At 50.4% G+C, this 18458-nt stretch carries 11 protein-coding genes; 6 read left to right on the top strand and 5 right to left on the bottom strand.

Annotation, left to right across the window (positions count from 1 at the left end):
- Window positions 1–2: 2 nt before the first annotated feature.
- The 5 genes from METBU_RS0102745 to METBU_RS0102725 all read right to left on the bottom strand — a co-directional run bounded on the left by METBU_RS0102745 (window position 3) and on the right by METBU_RS0102725 (window position 8936).
- Window positions 3–587 (bottom strand): YdbL family probable chaperone protein, encoded by a 585-nt coding sequence (locus METBU_RS0102745; RefSeq protein ID WP_017839166.1) that lies wholly within the window; start codon window positions 585–587, stop codon window positions 3–5.
- A gap of 12 nt (window positions 588–599) precedes the next feature.
- Entirely contained in the window at window positions 600–2708 is a 2109-nt protein-coding gene (locus METBU_RS0102740) for an intermembrane phospholipid transport YdbH family protein (RefSeq protein ID WP_144053570.1), read from the bottom strand.
- Window positions 2668–3558 (bottom strand): cysteine synthase CysM, encoded by an 891-nt coding sequence (gene cysM / locus METBU_RS0102735; RefSeq protein ID WP_014148720.1) that lies wholly within the window; start codon window positions 3556–3558, stop codon window positions 2668–2670. The genes METBU_RS0102740 and cysM overlap by 41 nt, the downstream gene beginning before the upstream one ends.
- Window positions 3559–3943: 385 nt before the next feature.
- Window positions 3944–6241, bottom strand: coding sequence for a PhnD/SsuA/transferrin family substrate-binding protein (locus METBU_RS25095; protein WP_017839164.1), 2298 nt, complete (start codon window positions 6239–6241; stop codon window positions 3944–3946).
- A gap of 226 nt (window positions 6242–6467) precedes the next feature.
- On the bottom strand, window positions 6468–8936 hold the full coding sequence (locus METBU_RS0102725) for an EAL domain-containing protein (protein WP_026129991.1): 2469 nt from the start codon (window positions 8934–8936) through the stop codon (window positions 6468–6470).
- Window positions 8937–9537: 601 nt separating this feature from the next.
- Here METBU_RS0102725 and METBU_RS0102720 point away from each other — a divergent pair.
- From METBU_RS0102720 to METBU_RS23135, 6 genes are all read left to right on the top strand, one after another.
- Window positions 9538–10590: a GGDEF domain-containing protein gene (locus tag METBU_RS0102720; RefSeq protein WP_017839162.1), complete on the top strand. Its 1053-nt coding sequence runs from the start codon at window positions 9538–9540 to the stop codon at window positions 10588–10590.
- An 840-nt stretch (window positions 10591–11430) separates the two neighbouring features.
- Window positions 11431–12828: a CmpA/NrtA family ABC transporter substrate-binding protein gene (locus tag METBU_RS0102715; RefSeq protein ID WP_014148744.1), complete on the top strand. Its 1398-nt coding sequence runs from the start codon at window positions 11431–11433 to the stop codon at window positions 12826–12828.
- A gap of 144 nt (window positions 12829–12972) precedes the next feature.
- Window positions 12973–13989, top strand: coding sequence for an ABC transporter permease (locus METBU_RS0102710; RefSeq protein WP_017839161.1), 1017 nt, complete (start codon window positions 12973–12975; stop codon window positions 13987–13989).
- Window positions 13990–14002: 13 nt separating this feature from the next.
- Complete coding sequence (locus tag METBU_RS0102705) at window positions 14003–15763, top strand: ABC transporter ATP-binding protein (protein WP_017839160.1); 1761 nt, start codon at window positions 14003–14005, stop codon at window positions 15761–15763.
- 114 nt (window positions 15764–15877) lie between these two features.
- The gene (locus METBU_RS0102700; protein ID WP_017839159.1) at window positions 15878–17149 is read left to right on the top strand and encodes an alginate export family protein; all 1272 of its coding nucleotides are present in this window, start codon (window positions 15878–15880) and stop codon (window positions 17147–17149) included.
- Window positions 17150–17227: 78 nt separating this feature from the next.
- Window positions 17228–18451 carry an NAD(P)/FAD-dependent oxidoreductase gene (locus METBU_RS23135; protein WP_017839158.1) on the top strand — a complete coding sequence of 408 codons (1224 nt, stop codon included), beginning with the start codon at window positions 17228–17230 and terminating at the stop codon, window positions 18449–18451.
- Window positions 18452–18458: the final 7 nt, after the last annotated feature.

Raw genomic sequence — 18458 nt, 5'->3', positions numbered from 1 at the left:
GCTTATTTTTGTCTCCAACTGCCGTTCGGCATTTGATACCACCAGCCGGACTGCGCATTACTGACCCAACGCGCGGCAAACGTCGATTTGATCTGAGCGAACCAATTGGGTTGGCCGTTGGCATTGGCAATAGCCTGGTATAACTGATTACGATCGGCGTTCTCGGCGGCCACCAAACGATTCACCTGTGTTCTATCGCGCAAAGGCACGGCAGAGGCATTCCTGACGACTAACAGGCCATCCGAACCGATGCCAACGTAGCCTGCATCGTAAAACGGTTTCAGCGACGAAAAACGGCTTTGCATTGATGCGGTCAGGCGTCTGATTTCGGGCGAGTCGATCGACAGATCGGCTTGCTGGGCATGAGCCGGCGCAATGACGACATTCAATACCCCGTCTATCGCTTGATAGAAAGCGATCCGCCAATCCCACAAACTGCTACTGGGACTCACGGGCGAATCGGTCGTTTGCTGTATATCTTTAATGATTTGATCCGCCGCTTTTTCCGCGGCAGCGGCGGGAAAATAGATATTAATCGTCACACAAGCCGTTAGCAGCAAGGCGCCGATGAATGATATTTTTTTCATGTTTAACTCCGGTTACTCAATGACCATGTCGTCTGAGGCCATCGTAATGCGCTTCAGACGCTCCAATAAAACATTCCAATCAACTCGGGGATTATACCCCATCACATCGATTCTCGGCAGACCGCCGCCTTTGACGATGTAATACCCTTGCTCGGCCGGCTCTACACCTGTCAACTGGCACACGCCATTATGCAAATAACAGCCGATGCCGAGACGCTCGTAACCGAAAGTCTCGAAAAAACCTAAAAAGGTTCTTGAAATTAGGTCGTTGGCCCCGCCTCCGCCGATACTAGCTAAATTTTCGACTGCGGTTTGGCTGATTCGATGCCTCGAATCGTCATCATCCGGCGTGCCTAACCATGCAAAAAAAGTCGCCGGCTGCCAATTTTCCAGATAGAGATCGCGAACAAAACCGGACAAGCGCCCTTCGATACCGCCGAATTTAAATTTGCTCGTCAATAGCGCCAGATCTAAATTCTCTATTTCGACCGAACCATAGAATTGAGAAAATTCACTGAATAAGCCGGAGGATGCTAGTTGGCTTATCGTAACTCGGCCGTCGAACACATCGATCGTCAACTCGCCATCCAAGGCAAGTTTATTATCCCGGTAATCGACGCCGGGAATCCTGCCGCTAATCGTTCCGCTCATCGGCGTCCAATCCAATGCCTGCGTCAACTTTTCTAATGAAATATTTTCCAATTCGCCGATAAAAAACAAATCGTGCTCGTCGTTTTCGCGTGCAGTCCAGTCGAAACGTTCGATGGTTAGAGCACCGCCAAGTAACGGTAAGCGCGATTTATTTAATAGGCGAAACGAGGTCGCTTCAGTCAAAAACGAAACTTGAGCCGAGTCAACCGGCACATTACCCAATTGCAGCCGTTGCCAAGAAAAGACTGAAGGTCTAGCAGGGCCTTCTCGACCAGACCAATGCAACACCCCGATTCCATCGATTAAAGCCAAGCGGGATTGGCTGTCGCTTACGTTCAAACTACTGACATTCAAAGCCAGGTCGAGCAGTGCATTATTATATATCGAAGCGTCGGCGCTTAAACGCCCGGACAGACTCATGCCTTCTGCCGGAGTACCCAAGAGCAGCGAATCGAGATAAATGCCGGATACAGACTGCAAATTTTCCGCTTGGACAAAAAACCGTCCCTGCTCGAGACTCAAAGAAGGAATCGTTTTAACCTGGCCGCTTCCGGATACCTCGAATACGCCGGGGTGGCGAAAATCGACATGCGCGATGTCCACTCGCCGCGAATCGACATACCAAGTACCCGCGCTATTGATCGAGACTGTTTCAGGCGACAGTTCGACAAACCAGGGCTCGATATACAATCCTCCTTTGGAAAATTCGGCGCGGCTCAACCATTGCCAATTGCCTGTCGCCGAACCCGCCCGTAAAGACCATATGGCATCGATATCTTCTCCGGCAAGACTACCGTCCGTAGCTTGTGCGGATAAACCCTTAAGACTGGCATAGACGGAAAGCTTGTCCAATTCGATTCCGGGTCCTTCTGCTAAGACATCGATATCCGCACGCCCCGCACCTATTTGAAAGTCATCGGAATCGATAAAAGGCTTGATAGCGTCGCTTTGCAAGCCGCGCGAATTTACTTGAAGCGCCCAACGTTCGTCTTCGACCGAGGCATGCACGGCAACTTCGCCGCCGCCGGCTTTGAGCCGTTCGATGCGTACTTCACTACGCCGGGGACCGATACTGAAACGAAAATCGAAAGCCGGCGATTGTAACCAGGCGCTTTTAATTTCCGCCCTGCCTTTGAAACAATGGATTTCCTCGTCGCGCCAACTGAAATCCGAACATTCGATGCTGACGAATGTTATTTCATCGAAGGGCGCGGGAAGCCCGAGAGATTGCACCGATAAAACGATATTTTGAGACGGCGCCGCAAATTCGGACAACCGAATCTCTATACCTTCAAGCTGCCAGCCTTCCGCTTCGATCGTAGATATTCTCAAGCCGACCGAATCCAATGCCATTACCGTTGAAGACATCAACAAACACGAGGAAATTCCAAGCGTTTTCATGGCACATAGTAGCCAATAGCCGTAGCGATCAACCGGGAAAAACACCAGTCGATAAATAACGGTCGCCACGATCGCAGATAATCACGACAATCACCGAATTTTCAACTTCTGCAGACAACCTCAATGCAGCGGCAACGGCTCCGCCCGACGATACCCCGGCAAAAATACCTTCCTCGGTCGCCAGCGCCCGCATCGTGATTTCGGCGGTTGCTTGATCGATATCGATAATTCTATCGACGCGGCTACGATCATAGATTTTCGGTAAATATTCCTTCGGCCAACGCCGAATGCCGGGGATTTTCGAATCGCCTTCCGGCTGAACGCCCACGATTTGAATCGCGGGATCTTGTTCTTTTAGAAAGCTCGATGTCCCCATGATCGTCCCGGTCGTGCCCATCGAGCTGACGAAATGCGTGATACGGCCTTCGGTATCGCGCCAGATTTCAGGGCCGGTACCTTCATAATGCGCGCGGGGATTGTCCGGATTGGCAAACTGGTCGAGAATTCGGCCTTTGCCTTCGCGCTCCATTTGCCGGGCCAAATCGATCGCGCCCTCCATGCTTGATGCGGACGGCGTCAAGATGATCTCGGCGCCGTAAGCCTTCATCGATGCCCTACGTTCCTCGCTCATGTTGTCCGGCATGATCAAGGTCATTTTATAGCCTTTGATCGCGGCTGCCATGGCCAATGCGATACCGGTATTACCGCTGGTCGCCTCGATCAAACGATCGCCCGGCTTGATTTCCCCGCGCGTTTCGGCATGTTTGATCATACTCAGCGCGGGCCGGTCCTTTACCGAACCGGCCGGGTTATTACCTTCCAGTTTGGCTAAAATAATATTCGACGAATCTCCGGGCAAGCGTTGTAATTTAACCAGGGGAGTATTGCCGACACAGGATTCTATCGTTTTAAAAGTCATGTCTGAATTGTCTAAAGTAAAGTTATTGCTGTGAGGAAAATAAAGCTATACCTTTCGCACTTCAAATTTCGGCAGTGCCGGAGGAGGCCTCGGGGTGCTAGGTCGATTTTTGCTCCTCGGCAATTGCTCCTGCATTGCCCTAATACACGCCATCCGTGGCGTAATGCAAAATCGACATTCACGCCATCCATAGCGTTCATAAAGGCTTTGCCAGCATGGAGCTGGCATAGAGCCTACATGGACGTATTTACGGCGTCCTTTAACGGGCACCCCGAGGCCGAATTTTCATCTACGATGAGTATAAATTGAACGGACATACTTCGTGCGATCAATGTCTATCCGTGCCAATAGTGTCTATTTTCCAGCTCTTGAAAAGATTTTCCGGCTAAGCCTTGCTGTCGATCGAAGGCGGCTCTAGCGGTATTTCGAATGCGAACAGACTGCCATAACCTTCGCCTTTCGATTCGGCCCAAATTCGCCCGCCATGGTGCTCGACAATGCGCCGGCATAAGGCCAAACCCATTCCGGTACCCTCGAACCGCGTTCGCGGTTGCAAGCGGCTGAAAAAAGCGAACAAACGATCAATCTGCGCCGGATCGATGCCAATACCATTATCCTTGATACGCACTTGCCAAATGCTATTGTCTCGCTTTGAAGCTATTTCCAAATGCGGTTTATGTCCTTCGCAATATTTAACCGCATTGCCGATCAAATTCTGAAACAAACGAATCATTTCATCCGGACTCGCATACACTTGAGGCCACTCGCCGTCGATATCGATGATCGCCTTCGACTCGTTGATGATGGCAGCCAATACAACGAGCGACTCGTTGAGCACTTCGAGACTGTCTACCCGGCGCATTGCCTCGGTTTTACGGCCGACACGGGAAAACTCGAGTAATGACATAATCATCGCATCCATGCGTTTAGCCCCTTCAAGCACGAAATTAAAATTAAGCTGTCCGTCTTCGTCTAATTTACCTTTCAAATCGTTCGCTAAGAATTGCAAATGCCCAATGATGCTTCGCAAAGGCTGACGCATATCATGAGAAACGCTGTAAGCGAATTGTTCGAGATCGGCATTCGACTGCTGCAAGGCTTCAGTTTTCCGCTCGAGTTGTTCGGTCGCACGCCGCCGCTCCATTTCACTCGCGGCACGCGTTGCAAATACCTTCAATAAAGACAACAAGAATTCGGGATTATCGATCGGTTTGACATCCATCAACCCCATATGCCCCAAAAATTGGCCCTGACTATCCGACAACGGTATTCCTACATAACTTTCCACGGCGTTTTGTTTTAGCCAAACATCATCCGGAAAATATTCGGCGACTTTTTCCGAAAAGACGCTAATCCGCTTTTTAATAACATTCTCGCAAGGCGTGCCGCAAATATCGTAACTAAAATTTTCGCCGACCATTTCACCGTTCCAAAACGCAATAGTTCGCGCTTTTCGAATATCGCCACTATCTATTTCGGCAACGAAAGCAAAACGCATGTTCAATACGTTCGCCAAGCATTCAACCAACGACGCAAAAAAAGTTTCCCCGACAACGGACGACGTTCCTTTAATAATCGCCTCCAGCGTATTACGCGTTTGTGTCAAAAGCTCGGACTTTTGTAACACAAGCCGGCGTTCCGCCTGTAATTTCTTATTGACCCTCCATAGACTCAAACTCAATAACGAGATCAAAGCGGCAATGACTACAGCGGAAATAATTAGCAGCGAATAACGCCGCCAAACATCCTCAAGCGTAAAACGAGGCGGCGAATCGAAAGGTGGTAAACGCAAGTCTCGCAACAAATCCGCCACGGCGGTGTAATCGGCCGGAATGGTAAAACCACGAATTGCTAATTGGCGCGTAACCTCGGGATTGTCGGTTAATAAGAATAAAGCGGCGACAACGCGACGAGCCAGCGTTTCGTTAATATGCGGCAAAGATGCAATAGGCCATTCGGGAAACAAACGCGTCGATATCGCAGCAGGAAAATCGGGTAAATCTTGACGATTTAGTACCTGCACTCGGGCCAGGTCGAGTTTTCCTTGCAGAGCCATCGACTCGAGCACACCGCTACGCACAAAACCGACCTCGGCATCGCCGTTAAATACGGCTTCTATGACCCGGTCATGAGGCATCCCTGTTACGAATGGCTTAAAATCCTGACCGGCATATAAATTATTTTTCATTAATTCATGAGCCTGCATTTGATAGCCACCCAGCGACCGGGTCGTGGCGACGGCAACCGTTTTTCCGCGCAAATCGGACAAATGCTGAAGCTCTTTACGATCAGTCAGTGTAAAAATAACGCCGCCAAATGCCGAAAGCGCTTGACCGCCCTCGCTTTTAACCAACGTTGCCAAAGGCGCCGACAAACCGCTTCGGTAAGCCATTAACCAATAATGCGATGGATTCGTCAAAATAAAATCGATTTGACGCGTCGCGACTGCCTGCTCCAACTCCTCATAATTCATGGCCTCGACACTAAATTCGCAATCCGGAATCGCTTGATTCAAAATATCGGCCAGCGGTTGATATTGCTTCTGAATATAGTCTTTAGAACGATAAGCCAAGACACCGATTTTCAGAGGTTCGGCTAAAACAGTTGACTCAAAAAGAACGCACAAAAAAGCTAACCCGACACAACAAGAAGCGTTTTTGCAAATCCCGGCATATTTTTTCATCGGACCATCCTGCATCCAACACACATCAGTCCCCGGAAATTCATACGCCCTTTTGATCGAAAACCAGTCTAAGAATAAAAGGTATGGGGTGTGTCTATCGAGGACCGCCGTGAATCCATCCATGGAGGCTTGACGGCAGCGATCCCTGCTGCCGACATCCTCGCTAGCCACACCCCATACCTTCATAAAGTTAACCATTTGTTGAGTATAAAGGGAGTAAGGCTTCTTACTGATCTCTCAAGCGTTGCAGCCAACTTTCCGCCGGCTCGGGTTTACCGTATAAATACCCTTGATAAATCACTCGGCCGCGAGCTTTCAAAAAATCGCTCTGCGCTCGAGTTTCCACCCCTTCAGCCACCACTTGCAAGCTCAAATGTTGCGCAACCGCTAAAATAGTTTCGACCAGTGCGGCATCGTTCGGATCGGTCGGCGCATCTTGTATGAAACTTTTATCGATTTTTATTTCATGTATCGGCAAGCGTTTCAAATAAGCCAAGCTCGAATAGCCGGTGCCGAAATCATCCATCGAAAAATGAATGCCCATCGTCGACAATATAGTCATCTTAGCCACGACATCTTCAAGATTACCGATCATTAACCCTTCGGTCACTTCCAAAACCAAATGCGTCGGATCGGCACCGCTCAACATCAATTGCCGCTTTATTTCCCCAACGAAATCCGAACGTTCGAAATGCCTCGGACTAATATTTACCGAAAGCCGAATCGAGCGGCCTTCGCCATCGAGCTCGGCCAATATCCTGCAAACCGAACCGAGCATCCAGCGATCGAGCGCTACGATCAAATCGGTCGCTTCGGCCAGCGGAATAAATACTCCGGGCATGATCAAGCCTCGTTCAGGATGCTGCCAACGCACCAGAGACTCCGCTCCTACCTGGACACCGTCGCTATCGACCTGTGGCTGCAAATAAAGTTTGAGTTGTCCTTCTGCGATCGCCGTACGCAATTCACCTTCGAGCTTGAAACGCTCCTTGACCGCATCCCCCATCGTAGTTTCGAAGAACACAACACGTCCTCCGCCTTCGGTTTTGGCGCGATGCATGGCCATATCGGCCTGACGTAATATATCGATTGCTGTTTCACCGTTTCCTTCCGAACACAGTGCGATTCCGACCGCAGCATCGAGATGCATTAGCTCACCCTCGACCTCGAAACCGCGGCGCAATTCAGCCCGCAATTTTTCCGCCAGCGCTAACGCTTCTCGTCCGAACGCTTCTTGCGTAGGCGCTTGACGTGTCAGCAAAACGGCAAACTCGTCGGAATCCAATCTTGCCAATAGATCATCATCACTCAATGCATCAAGCAAACGAGTAGCGACGGTTTTCAGTAATTCATCGCCGATTGCCAGTCCGCGAGCTTCATTGATGTCCTTAAAACGGTCAAGATTTAATAAGAGCACACCGGCAAATCGACCTTCCCGAGAAGCGGCAATCAAGGTTTGCTCCAATTCCTTCAAGAACAGAGCCCGGTTGCCTAAACCGGTCAGCGGGTCGCGCCACGCCAATTTTTCGGCCGCCTCTTGTGCGCGTCTGATTTCGCTTAGATCGGCAAATACGGCGATATATTGCGTCACGTTCCCGCGCTCGTCCCTAACCGCGCTGATCGTTTCCCATTCCAGAAACATCTCCCCGTTCTTGCGCCGATTCCAGATTTCGCCGGCCCATTCTCCTTTATTCTGCAGCGCTCGCCACATCGCCGCCCAAAACGACTTACTGTATCGCCCGGAGTTTAACAGGCGTGGGTTTTTTCCTTGCACTTCGGCTTCGGTATAACCGGTAATGCGCGTAAAAGCAGGATTAACGGCAATAATGTTCGCATCGGCATCAGTCACCATGATCGCTTCGCCGGCCGTCTCAAAGACTCGGGTGGAAAGTCTATGGCGCGCCTCGGCTTGTTTACGCTCGTCAATATCGCGCCCAACCACAACCAAGCCTTTACGGCGACCATCATCATGAAACAACGGAATTTTAATAATCTCAAACGTTCGAGAAGATCCGTCGGGGCGTGGGATGTCTTCTTCAACCCGGGTAATGACTCCGGCTTGCCAAGCTTTTTCGTCGCTGGCCTCACAGGCTAAAAAAGACTCTTTATAAAAGTCTTGGTAAACCGCTAGCTCGGAATCTTTTTTACCTCGATAATCGACATGCTCCAAACCGAATAATTTCAAATCGAAATCGTTCGCTTCGAGCCAACGCCCTTCTCCATCCTTAAAGCAAACGATATCCGGCAGCGCATTGATTAACGTCCGCAAATGCATGCCAGTTTCGGCCAAACGTTGCTCAAGGCGTCCTCGGCTAACCGCATAACGAATCGCACGCACCAATCCATCGGTTTCGAAACGACCTTTGACTAAATAATCCTGGGCTCCGCAATCCAATGTCCGCAATGCGAATTGACTATCGTCATTACCGGTCAAGACAATCAACGGCAAAATTCCGGCGGCTTGACGAACCGCATCTACGGTATCGAGCCCACTCGAGTCGGGCAGAGTCAAATCGAGCAAAACTACATCGAGCGAACCGTCCTGCAACTGGCGTTTAGCTTCGGTCAAGGTCGTCGACCAAATAATTTCGAAATGGACGTCCCGAGACGCACGCAAAGCCTGACGCACCAAATTAGCATCGCCGGGATCGTCTTCCACCATTAATATCCGGTAAGATCCGGTGTTTGGCATCATTTGTTAAACGTTTGAAGGGTAATCATCATTAGGATTAATTATAAAGGTATCCGAAAATTTTTTACTCATTGGTTTTTATTTATCGCTTTTGCTACTTCTTTTCGATCGAAAAAACCGTCTAAGGAATATGCACAAAATAACTGCTACAAGTAGTAGGCTTTGCGGCGATTCGGTGACTCGCTTGACAGGACGCCGTGAATACTTCCATGTAGGCTTGACGGCGGAATCTGATTGCCATGGATGGCATGAATGCAGATTTTGCAGGAGCAAAAATCTGCCCTGCCGCCGACACCTGTCAATCGAGCCACCGAACCCCCTCCCAGAAGTTATCGAAGTTATTTCATGCTCGTTCCTAAAGAGCAAGAGATGTGCGATGTATATAACGAGATAAGACACTTGTAAAATGAAATGAATAAACTAAGCTCTTCTGTATAAAAAAAACCATAAGAAAAATCGATCTCGTAACGCTCCGACGCATTCTTTACAAACTACCCTTGCAATCCGAGACACCAGCCGAACACCTGCTTAGAAATTACAGTATGACTCACGGATGATCGTCGATCTTGTCTATTGATACTTGACTACCCGGACACCTATCCCCATGCCGTTTAGAACCGATTACGACTACTCCACCGAAGAAAACATTCAATTTATGCATCGCATCGTTAAACTCATGATGCAGCATAAAATCACTCCGACCCCAATCAATTATGCCGTATTTTACGAATACACAGCGAGTTACAATGACAACCTCAAGGCCGCTGTCGACCAACTAATTGCCGAAAATAATCCTTTCGATATGGAGACCGGCCTGGCTTTATATAAAAAACATATCTGTCACGCGGCATTGGTATCGTTCGACAAAATCAATCAAGATATCCAAAGAATCATCGATCAAACCGGAAAATCGGTTAATGAAACTCAGCAAAAAGCATCCGAAGCCAGCGATAGTTTTGAGGAAAAATCGATACGCCTAGAAAGCATAACGAATTTGGAAGAATTGAAAACCGTGCTGAGCGAAATTGCCGGCGAAACAAAGGACTTGATTGACACTAGCGATCATTTTAAGTCACAACTGGAAGCCGCTAATAAAGAAATGGAACAGCTGCGCAAGGAACTTTCAAAAGTTAAGGAAGCGGCGACTGTCGACGCTCTGACCGGACTATTGAATCGCGGAACATTTGATGAGACGCTAACCAATCTCCTCGAGGAATCGAGCGACAAAGACATTTGCCTCACACTATTGGATCTGGACCACTTTAAGCAGGTCAATGATAAATTCGGACATTTAATCGGCGACAATGTGTTGAAATTCACCGCATCGCTACTGAAAAAGTATTGCGAAAAACATCATTATGTTGCTCGTTACGGGGGAGAGGAACTGGCCATCATCATGCCCGACACATCATTATCCGCAGCGCAGGATATTGCCGAAAAAATAAGAACCTCATTACAAAACAGCAGGCTAAAACGTAAAAATAGCAACGAATCGATCGGCACCATTACGTTATCGATCGGTATCGCGGCTCGAAAACAGAACGACACAATGGAAAGCCTTATCTTACGCGCCGATCAAGCCCTATATAAAGCCAAAGAAACCGGGCGAAACAAAGTTATTTGCGAATGGGCCATGGACGCAATCAGCCATTGTTAACGAGAACGTCCCGAATCCCATACGCATCAAGCTAAAAACGGCCAACCCGCATTCCGCTCTTTCCCATGCCCCAGCGCTCATCGTTACACATAAGAAAAAAATTACCCTTTTGCAAACTTAACCAATGAGACCTCGATACCATTTATTGTTACTTAACACTCTCGGCCTCGAGATCGCGATCAGGGGATCGCTTCCACAGAGCGTCCGCCGCCCTCTGTGGGAGCGACGCCTTCGTCGCGACTATCGAAGCCAGTAACACTCAAACACCAATAGTCTTTCCGGACAACACAACAATTTAGCGTTCGGTCGCTACTTTTTGCACAATAGGTATATACCCATCGCACTTCAAATTTCGGCATTGACGCATGGAGGCGCCCGGGTGTTCGGCAAAGGCTTTGACAGCAGGGATGCTGTCACAGAGCCTACAGGGACGTATTCACGGCGTCCTTTGACGAGCCCCCGTTGCCGAATTTTGATCTACGATGAGTATACTTCCCGAAGTTTAGCGTAACGCACACATTTGGTGCCGTACTACCCTGGCAATGACTCTCTCTGCACTAAATCATGTCATCGCTTCCCCAGTGGAAAACAGCCCTCCCTCCCTTCTCAAAACCCTTCTCACCATAGCCTATTGTTATCATTGAACTATTAATTACTATTCGAAAACTATCTCACTATTGGCATTGCAATTGCTTAAATACTAATAAATCTCCGACGATGGAGTAACTGACAAGCTCACTGTCGAGCACACCGGACAAAGGCGTCTCTCATGCGATAACCCTCTTATCGCATGGCAGACGCCTTTTTATTTGCCTGAATTTTAAATTTTCGGAACCGACCATGAACACTGACCTAGCATTCAACGCTAAACAACGACCGACCGTACTAGCGGCTACTGCAGCCTTTTTGCTTATCGCAAGCACGAATGCTGCATCGGTAGAAAACATCGAAAAGGAAGACCTGAAATTGGGTTTCATTAAGCTAACCGATATGGCGCCATTAGCCATCGCCTATGAAAAAGGTTATTTCGAAGACGAAGGCCTGTATGTACAACTGGAAGCTCAAGCCAATTGGAAAGTACTGCTCGACCGCGTCATCAACGGCGAGTTGGACGGCGCGCATATGCTGGCGGGACAACCCCTGGGAGCGACAATCGGTTTCGGCACGAAAGCCGATGTAATCACTGCTTTCAGTATGGACCTAAACGGCAATGCCGTGACCGTTTCGAACGACATCTGGCAACAAATGAAACCGCATGTGCCAATGCAAGACGGTAAGCCCGTGCATCCGATCAAAGCCGAATCTTTGAAACCGGTGATCGACAAATTCAAGGCCGAAGGCAAACCGTTCAATATGGGCATGGTGTTTCCGGTTTCGACGCATAACTATGAACTACGTTATTGGCTAGCCGCTGGCGGTATTCAACCCGGTTATTATGCGCCGCCGGGAGAAACGACCGGACAACTCAATGCCGATGTACTGCTGTCGGTCACTCCGCCGCCGCAAATGCCCGCCACGCTCGAAGCCGGCACGATTTACGGTTATTGCGTCGGCGAGCCGTGGAACCAGCAAGCGGTGTTCAAAGGCATCGGCGTACCGGTCGTGACCAATTATGAAATCTGGAAGAACAATCCGGAAAAAGTACTCGGCGTCAGTAAAGACTGGGCCGACAAAAACCCAAACACGCACTTGGCCGTCGTCAAGGCGCTGATCCGCGCAGCAATTTGGCTCGACGCCGATAACAATAAGAACCGCAAAGAAGCGGCCAAGATTATTTCCGACAGCCGTTATGTCGGTGCCGACTACGAAGTGATCGCCAACAGCATGACCGGGTCTTTCGAATACGAAAAAGGCGACACTCGTTCGCTGCCCGACTTCAACGTCTTTTTCCGTTATCACGCCACGTATCCCTATTACAGCGATGCAATCTGGTTTTTGACGCAAATGCGCCGCTGGGGACAGATCAACGAATCCAAATCCGACGAATGGTTCATCGAAACGGCTAAAAAAGTCTATCGCCCCGATATCTACATGGCTGCCGCAAAAGAATTGATTGCCGAAGGTAAAGCCAAGGCAAGCGATTTTCCGCCTGAAAGCGAAAGCGGATTCAAACCGCCGCAAGCCGATTTTATCGACGGCATCGTTTACGACGGCAGCAAACCGAACGAATACTTGACGAAATTCACGATCGGCCTGAAAGGCAAAGAAATATTGAAAGACGGGAAAATCAGCCAATGACGGCGCATCGCTCCGAATAAAACAAGCAAATAAAGAACAACCCCTTCCGATAGTGACATCGAATGTCGCCTAGGTGCAGGGATGCGCCATTTTTTTAGACATTCATGCCTAAACATGACCGTTGGTTAGACAAAGAGGTTCGCCATGTCGACTACATTAATCAAATTTTTCAACGTAACCGGGCTGACCTGGTTCGTACCGTTCGTCAAGCTCTGCGCAGGCGAAAATCCGCAGCAGCAAATGCGGCAAATCGGTTTGACGATCATCGTGCCGATACTGGCTTTTGTCGTATTCCTAGGTCTTTGGAATGCCTCGGCCGTAAAAATCCAAACCAGTTTGGGGGCGATTCCGGGGCCTGAAGCCGTATGGCAAGAAGCGCAGGGCCTGATCGGCGCCCATTATGCCGAAAGAGAAAAAAAGGCCGCATTCTACGAGCGCCAAAAAATCCGCAATCAACAAAGGTTGGCAAACGACCCGAAAGCCGAAATCAAAACTCGGCCTTATACCGGAAAACCGACTTACTTCGATCAAATTTTGACCAGTCTTTATACCGTATTCACCGGCTTTATCATTGCAACATTGATTGCAGTACCGCTCGGTATTCTTTGCGGCATGAGCCCGGTCATCAATACCGCGATCAATCCGATGATTCAGATTTTCAAACCGGTTTCACCGCTCGCTTGGTTGCCGATTGTGACGCTGGTTGTTAGCGCGGTCTACATCACGACCGACGATTCATGGTTCGAAAAAGCGTTTTTGACTTCGGCGATTACCGTCACGCTCTGTTCTCTATGGCCGACTCTGATCAACACCGCGGTCGGCGTCTCGTCGATCGACAAGGATTTGGTCAATGTCGGCAAAGTCCTTCGCCTCAACTGGAGTACGCAGATCAAGAAAATCGTACTGCCTTCGGCCTTGCCTTATATCTTCACCGGCATGCGCATGTCGCTTGGGGTCGGCTGGATGGTGCTGATCGCAGCCGAAATGCTCGCACAAAACCCCGGCCTCGGAAAGTTTATCTGGGACGAGTTTCAAAACGGCAGCTCGAATTCGCTGGGCCGTATCATGGTCGCGGTATTCACGATTGGTATCATCGGTTTCATGCTGGACCGCGTCATGCATTCGCTGCAACAAGCCTTCTCATTCGGCAAAACGCTCTGACCCGGAGACCGACATGAAAACATCCCAACTCTTACGTAGCGATGACGAATCAATCGACACGCCGGCACCCTCTGCACCGTTAGCCAAGGTCCATTCATTGAAACCTTTTTTACAACTCAAAAACGTTTGCAAATCGTACGGCGAGGGAAAAGCTAAAACGTCGGTATTGAAAAACATCAATCTGGACATCGAGGCAGGCGAATTTATCGCGATCGTCGGCTTTTCCGGCAGCGGCAAGACCACGCTGATTTCAACGATCGCCGGATTGATCGAGGCCGACAGCGGCGAGGTACTTAAACAAGGCCGGCCGATCAAAGGACCGGGGCCTGACCGCTGCGTGGTCTTTCAAAATTATTCGCTGCTACCTTGGCTGACCGTATTCGACAATGTCGCTCTGGCCGTCGATCAACGCTTCAAGGATTGGCCGGCCGACCGGCGTAAAGCGCATACCGAAAAATATGTGCGCATGGTCAATTTGGGCGCAGCAATGACCAAAAAACCGGCCGAATTATCGGGCGGCATGCGCCAGCGCGTCAATGTGGCGAGGGCCTTGGCCGCCGATCCCGATATCTTGTTGCTGGACGAACCGTTGAGCGCATTAGATGCACTGACGCGCGGCAAACTTCAGGATGAAATCATCGCGATTTGGCAAGCGGAAAAGAAAACCGTGATTTTAATCACGAACGATGTCGACGAAGCCATTTATATGGCCGATCGCGTCATCGCGCTGAATCCTGGACCCGGCGCGACATTCGGCCCAAACTTCAAGATTCCGCTGGCAAGGCCGCGCGACCGGGCCGCACTGAACCACGACGAAGCCTTCAAGAAACTCCGTGCCGAAATCACCCGTTACTTAATGGGCGTCGGTATGCAAAAAGCCGAATCCGGCAGCGATGCGGTCGTCTTGCCGGACGTGCGACCCAACACTAGCAACGATTGGAAATTGGATAACTCGGCTTTAAAACCCAGACAAAATGACCTTGGCAAACCGCGTTATTTGGAATTCTCGCAACTCTCGAAAATCTATCCGACGCCCGACGGCAAGAGTACGGTCAAGGTTGTAGACGGATTTGATATGTTAGTCAAAAAAGGGGAATTCATCTCGATCATCGGCCATTCGGGCTGCGGCAAATCGACCGTGCTGTCGATGACCGCCGGTTTAACCGACGTATCCGAAGGCGGCATTGTGCTCGACAACAAAGAAATCGACAGCGCCGGCCCGGATAAAGGCGTCGTGTTCCAATCGCCCAGCTTGTTTCCCTGGTTGACCGCATTCGAGAACGTCATGATCGGCGTCGATAACGTTTACCCGCATGCATCGCAATCCGAGCGCGACGATATCGTCGAATATTATCTAACCCGCGTCGGACTTGCCGATGCGATGGAGAAAAAAGCGGCGGACCTCTCCAACGGGATGCGGCAACGGGTCGGCATCGCCCGCGCTTTCGCGCTGTCGCCGAAACTGTTATTGCTCGACGAACCGTTCGGCATGCTCGATTCGCTGACCCGTTGGGAATTGCAGGAAGTCCTGATGGAAGTTTGGGAACGGACCCATGTGACCGCGATCGTCGTGACCCATGATGTCGACGAGGCCATCCTGCTCGCCGATCGGGTCGTGATGATGACCAACGGTCCGCACGCGAAGATCGGCAAGATCGAAACGATCGACCTACCGAGGCCGCGCACACGACAAGCCTTGCTCGATCACCCGGATTATTACCAGTACCGGGAAAGCCTACTGACCTTTCTGGCCGAATGCGACCATACGCATTGAGACGCTTGTAGACGGTACGCGATGTGTACTTGATGTTACCGCGTGTTGCCTAAGCCCGTTCTAATGGATCGCATGTGCGATCAATAAGATTTCATGTTCATTAAGGAGATTACGATGCTGTTAGCTAACGCTTCAACGCTTAAAACCCGAAGGTCTTGGCATACCGCCTGTTCAGCGACATTAATCGCGATTACATCGTCAGCCCAGGCCGGCGGCTTCGACGAAACGATTGAAAACGCGCTCAAGTTCGGGCAAAGCGACGGGAAATACGGTCAAGTCACTTTCGATCTGAACTACCGTTACGAACACGCCAACACCGAAGGTACCCCGCCGGAACCGGCCAATGCCAACACCTTCCGTTTACGCCTGGGCTATTTAAGCCCGAATGTATTCGGTTGGCAAGGTTTCGCCGAGTACGAAAACGTCTTTGCCGCGCAGCGCGATTACAATGGCGTATCCACCGGCAACAGCCGTTATCATGTCGTCGCCGACCCGGCCGACCAACACGAGTTGAATCAACTCTGGCTCACCTTTAACGGTATTCCGGATACCTTGATCAAGGGCGGCCGGCAACGCATCAAGCTGGACGACGATCGTTTCATCGGTAACGTCGGGTGGCGGCAAATGGAAATGACCTACGATTCGGTGTTGGTAACCAATACTTCGATTGCGGATTTGACGATTCGGGCCGGTTATATCGGCAGGGTCCGAACCATTCTTTCGTTGACCGACAACACCGAACTGCCGTTACTCAACGTCAATTACAACTTCGGCAATTTGGGCAGCGCCGTTGCTTACGGTTACTGGTTGAAATATACCGAAGATAAGGCGTTGTTCGGCCGCTCTAGCCAGACCTACGGCATAAGACTGATCGGCTCGCCGCAAATCAACGAAGACTTGGCGCTGCATTACACGGCCGAATACAGCTATCAAGCCGATTATCAAAACAATCCGAACAGCTTCGCATTGGACCGTTACAACTTGATGGGCGGTTTAACGTTATTCGGTATTACCGGAAAAGCGGCGATGGAACAACTTAACGGCAATGGACGCAATGCATTTCAAACGCCGCTCGGGACTAATCATGCATTTCAAGGCTGGGCCGACCGTTTTCTGGCAACGCCGGCCGACGGTATTCGTGACGTCAATTTCACATTAGGCAGCAGCGTGCTCGGCGCCAATTTGATGTTCGTTTATCACAACTTCACCGATGACAGCGGTAGTGTCGATTACGGCAATGAATACGATTTTCAAGTCACCAAGGCGTTCGGCAAGCATTATTCCGTCTTGTTGAAGTACGCCTATTACGTCGCCGACGCCAACGCCCCCGCCTTTGCCCAAAACGACACGCAAAAGGTTTGGGTACAAGGCAACATTTCGTTTTAACCGGTTTGCCGGCGCGACTCGGCTATTCATTCACCCGGTAAAGTCAACGCGCCCGCATCTTCTTTGAGGAGAATGGTCATGAAACAAAAACTGGTCGTCATCGGTAACGGCATGGCGGGCATGCGTACCGTCGAAGCCTTGATCGAATCGGCACCCGACTTATACGACATCACCGTATTCGGCGCCGAACCTTACGGGAATTACAATCGTATCTTGTTAACACCGATCTTGTACGGCGAAAAACGGATCGATGACATCATGATTCACGACTTTGCCTGGTACCGAAAACACCATATCACGTTGCATTGCGGCCCGGGTAAAACCGTCGTCGATGTCGACCGCAACCGCCGCCGCGTGATCGCAAAGGACGGTACGGAGGCCACTTACGACCGGTTATTGATCGCAACGGGTTCGCTGCCGTTGATCCTTCCGATTCCGGGCCGCGATACCGAGGGTGTGATGAGTTTTCGCGAAATCTCCGACGTCGAAGCGATGATCGCAAAAAGCCTAAGCAAACGGCACGCCATCGTACTCGGCGGCGGCTTGTTGGGTTTGGAAGCCGCCAACGGTCTTAAGCAGCGCGGCATGAACGTCACCGTCATCAACCGCGCGGACCATTTATTAAATCGCCAACTCGATAACGAGGCTGGCGATCTCTTGAAATCCCAGCTCGAAGCCAAGGGGCTTCGCTTCGAGCTGGGTTGCACGATCGAAAACATCATCAGCCGAAACGGCCATATCTCCGAAGTCGAATTGAACAACGGAAGTTCTCTACCCGCCGATCTACTGATCATGGCAACCGGTATCCAGCCGAATATCGCGCTCGCAAAAGCCATCGGACTCGACTGCGAACAAGGCATCGTCGTCGACGACGCGATGCAAACCAGCGACTCTGATATCTATTCGGTCGGCGAATGCGTGCAGCATCGCGGCGAATTATTCGGACTGGTCGCGCCGGTGTACGAGCAAGCCAAAGTCTGCGCCCGGCAACTGACCCATCGAACCGATTCGCGTTATCAAAGCCTGTTGCCGGCAACCCGGCTCAAGGTCACCGGCATCGATCTGTTTTCGGCAGGCGATTTCAATGGCGGAGAACAATGCGAGCAGATCGTTTTCAAGGATCCGGCCCTGCATATCTATAAAAAATTGGTCATCAAGAATCGGCGTATCGCCGGTATCGTGCTCTACGGCGATACCGGCGATTCGGCTTGGTATCTCGATTGCTTGAAGAGCCGAACCGATATTTCGCCGTACCGCGATTGTTTGATTTTCGGGCGCCCACCCTTACCGATTGCCGCATGACCGCCGC

Source organism: Methylotuvimicrobium buryatense 5G, from assembly GCF_000341735.1.
GTDB lineage: Bacteria > Pseudomonadota > Gammaproteobacteria > Methylococcales > Methylomonadaceae > Methylotuvimicrobium > Methylotuvimicrobium buryatense.
The sequence above is the reverse complement of the archived record's forward strand: the minus strand, read 5'-3'. Positions and strand labels throughout refer to the sequence as shown.

Bases quoted from the DNA above. Each gene is read 5' to 3' on its own strand.
- METBU_RS0102745 (WP_017839166.1), bottom strand. From the start codon at position 587: ATGAAAAAAATATCATTCATCGGCGCCTTGCTGCTAACGGCTTGTGTG.
- cysM (WP_014148720.1), bottom strand. From the start codon at position 3,558: ATGACTTTTAAAACGATAGAATCCTGTGTCGGCAATACTCCCCTGGTT.
- METBU_RS25095 (WP_017839164.1), bottom strand. From the start codon at position 6,241: ATGAAAAAATATGCCGGGATTTGCAAAAACGCTTCTTGTTGTGTCGGG.
- METBU_RS0102725 (WP_026129991.1), bottom strand. From the start codon at position 8,936: ATGATGCCAAACACCGGATCTTACCGGATATTAATGGTGGAAGACGAT.
- METBU_RS0102720 (WP_017839162.1), top strand. From the start codon at position 9,538: ATGCCGTTTAGAACCGATTACGACTACTCCACCGAAGAAAACATTCAA.
- METBU_RS0102715 (WP_014148744.1), top strand. From the start codon at position 11,431: ATGAACACTGACCTAGCATTCAACGCTAAACAACGACCGACCGTACTA.
- METBU_RS0102710 (WP_017839161.1), top strand. From the start codon at position 12,973: ATGTCGACTACATTAATCAAATTTTTCAACGTAACCGGGCTGACCTGG.
- METBU_RS0102705 (WP_017839160.1), top strand. From the start codon at position 14,003: ATGAAAACATCCCAACTCTTACGTAGCGATGACGAATCAATCGACACG.
- METBU_RS0102700 (WP_017839159.1), top strand. From the start codon at position 15,878: ATGCTGTTAGCTAACGCTTCAACGCTTAAAACCCGAAGGTCTTGGCAT.
- METBU_RS23135 (WP_017839158.1), top strand. From the start codon at position 17,228: ATGAAACAAAAACTGGTCGTCATCGGTAACGGCATGGCGGGCATGCGT.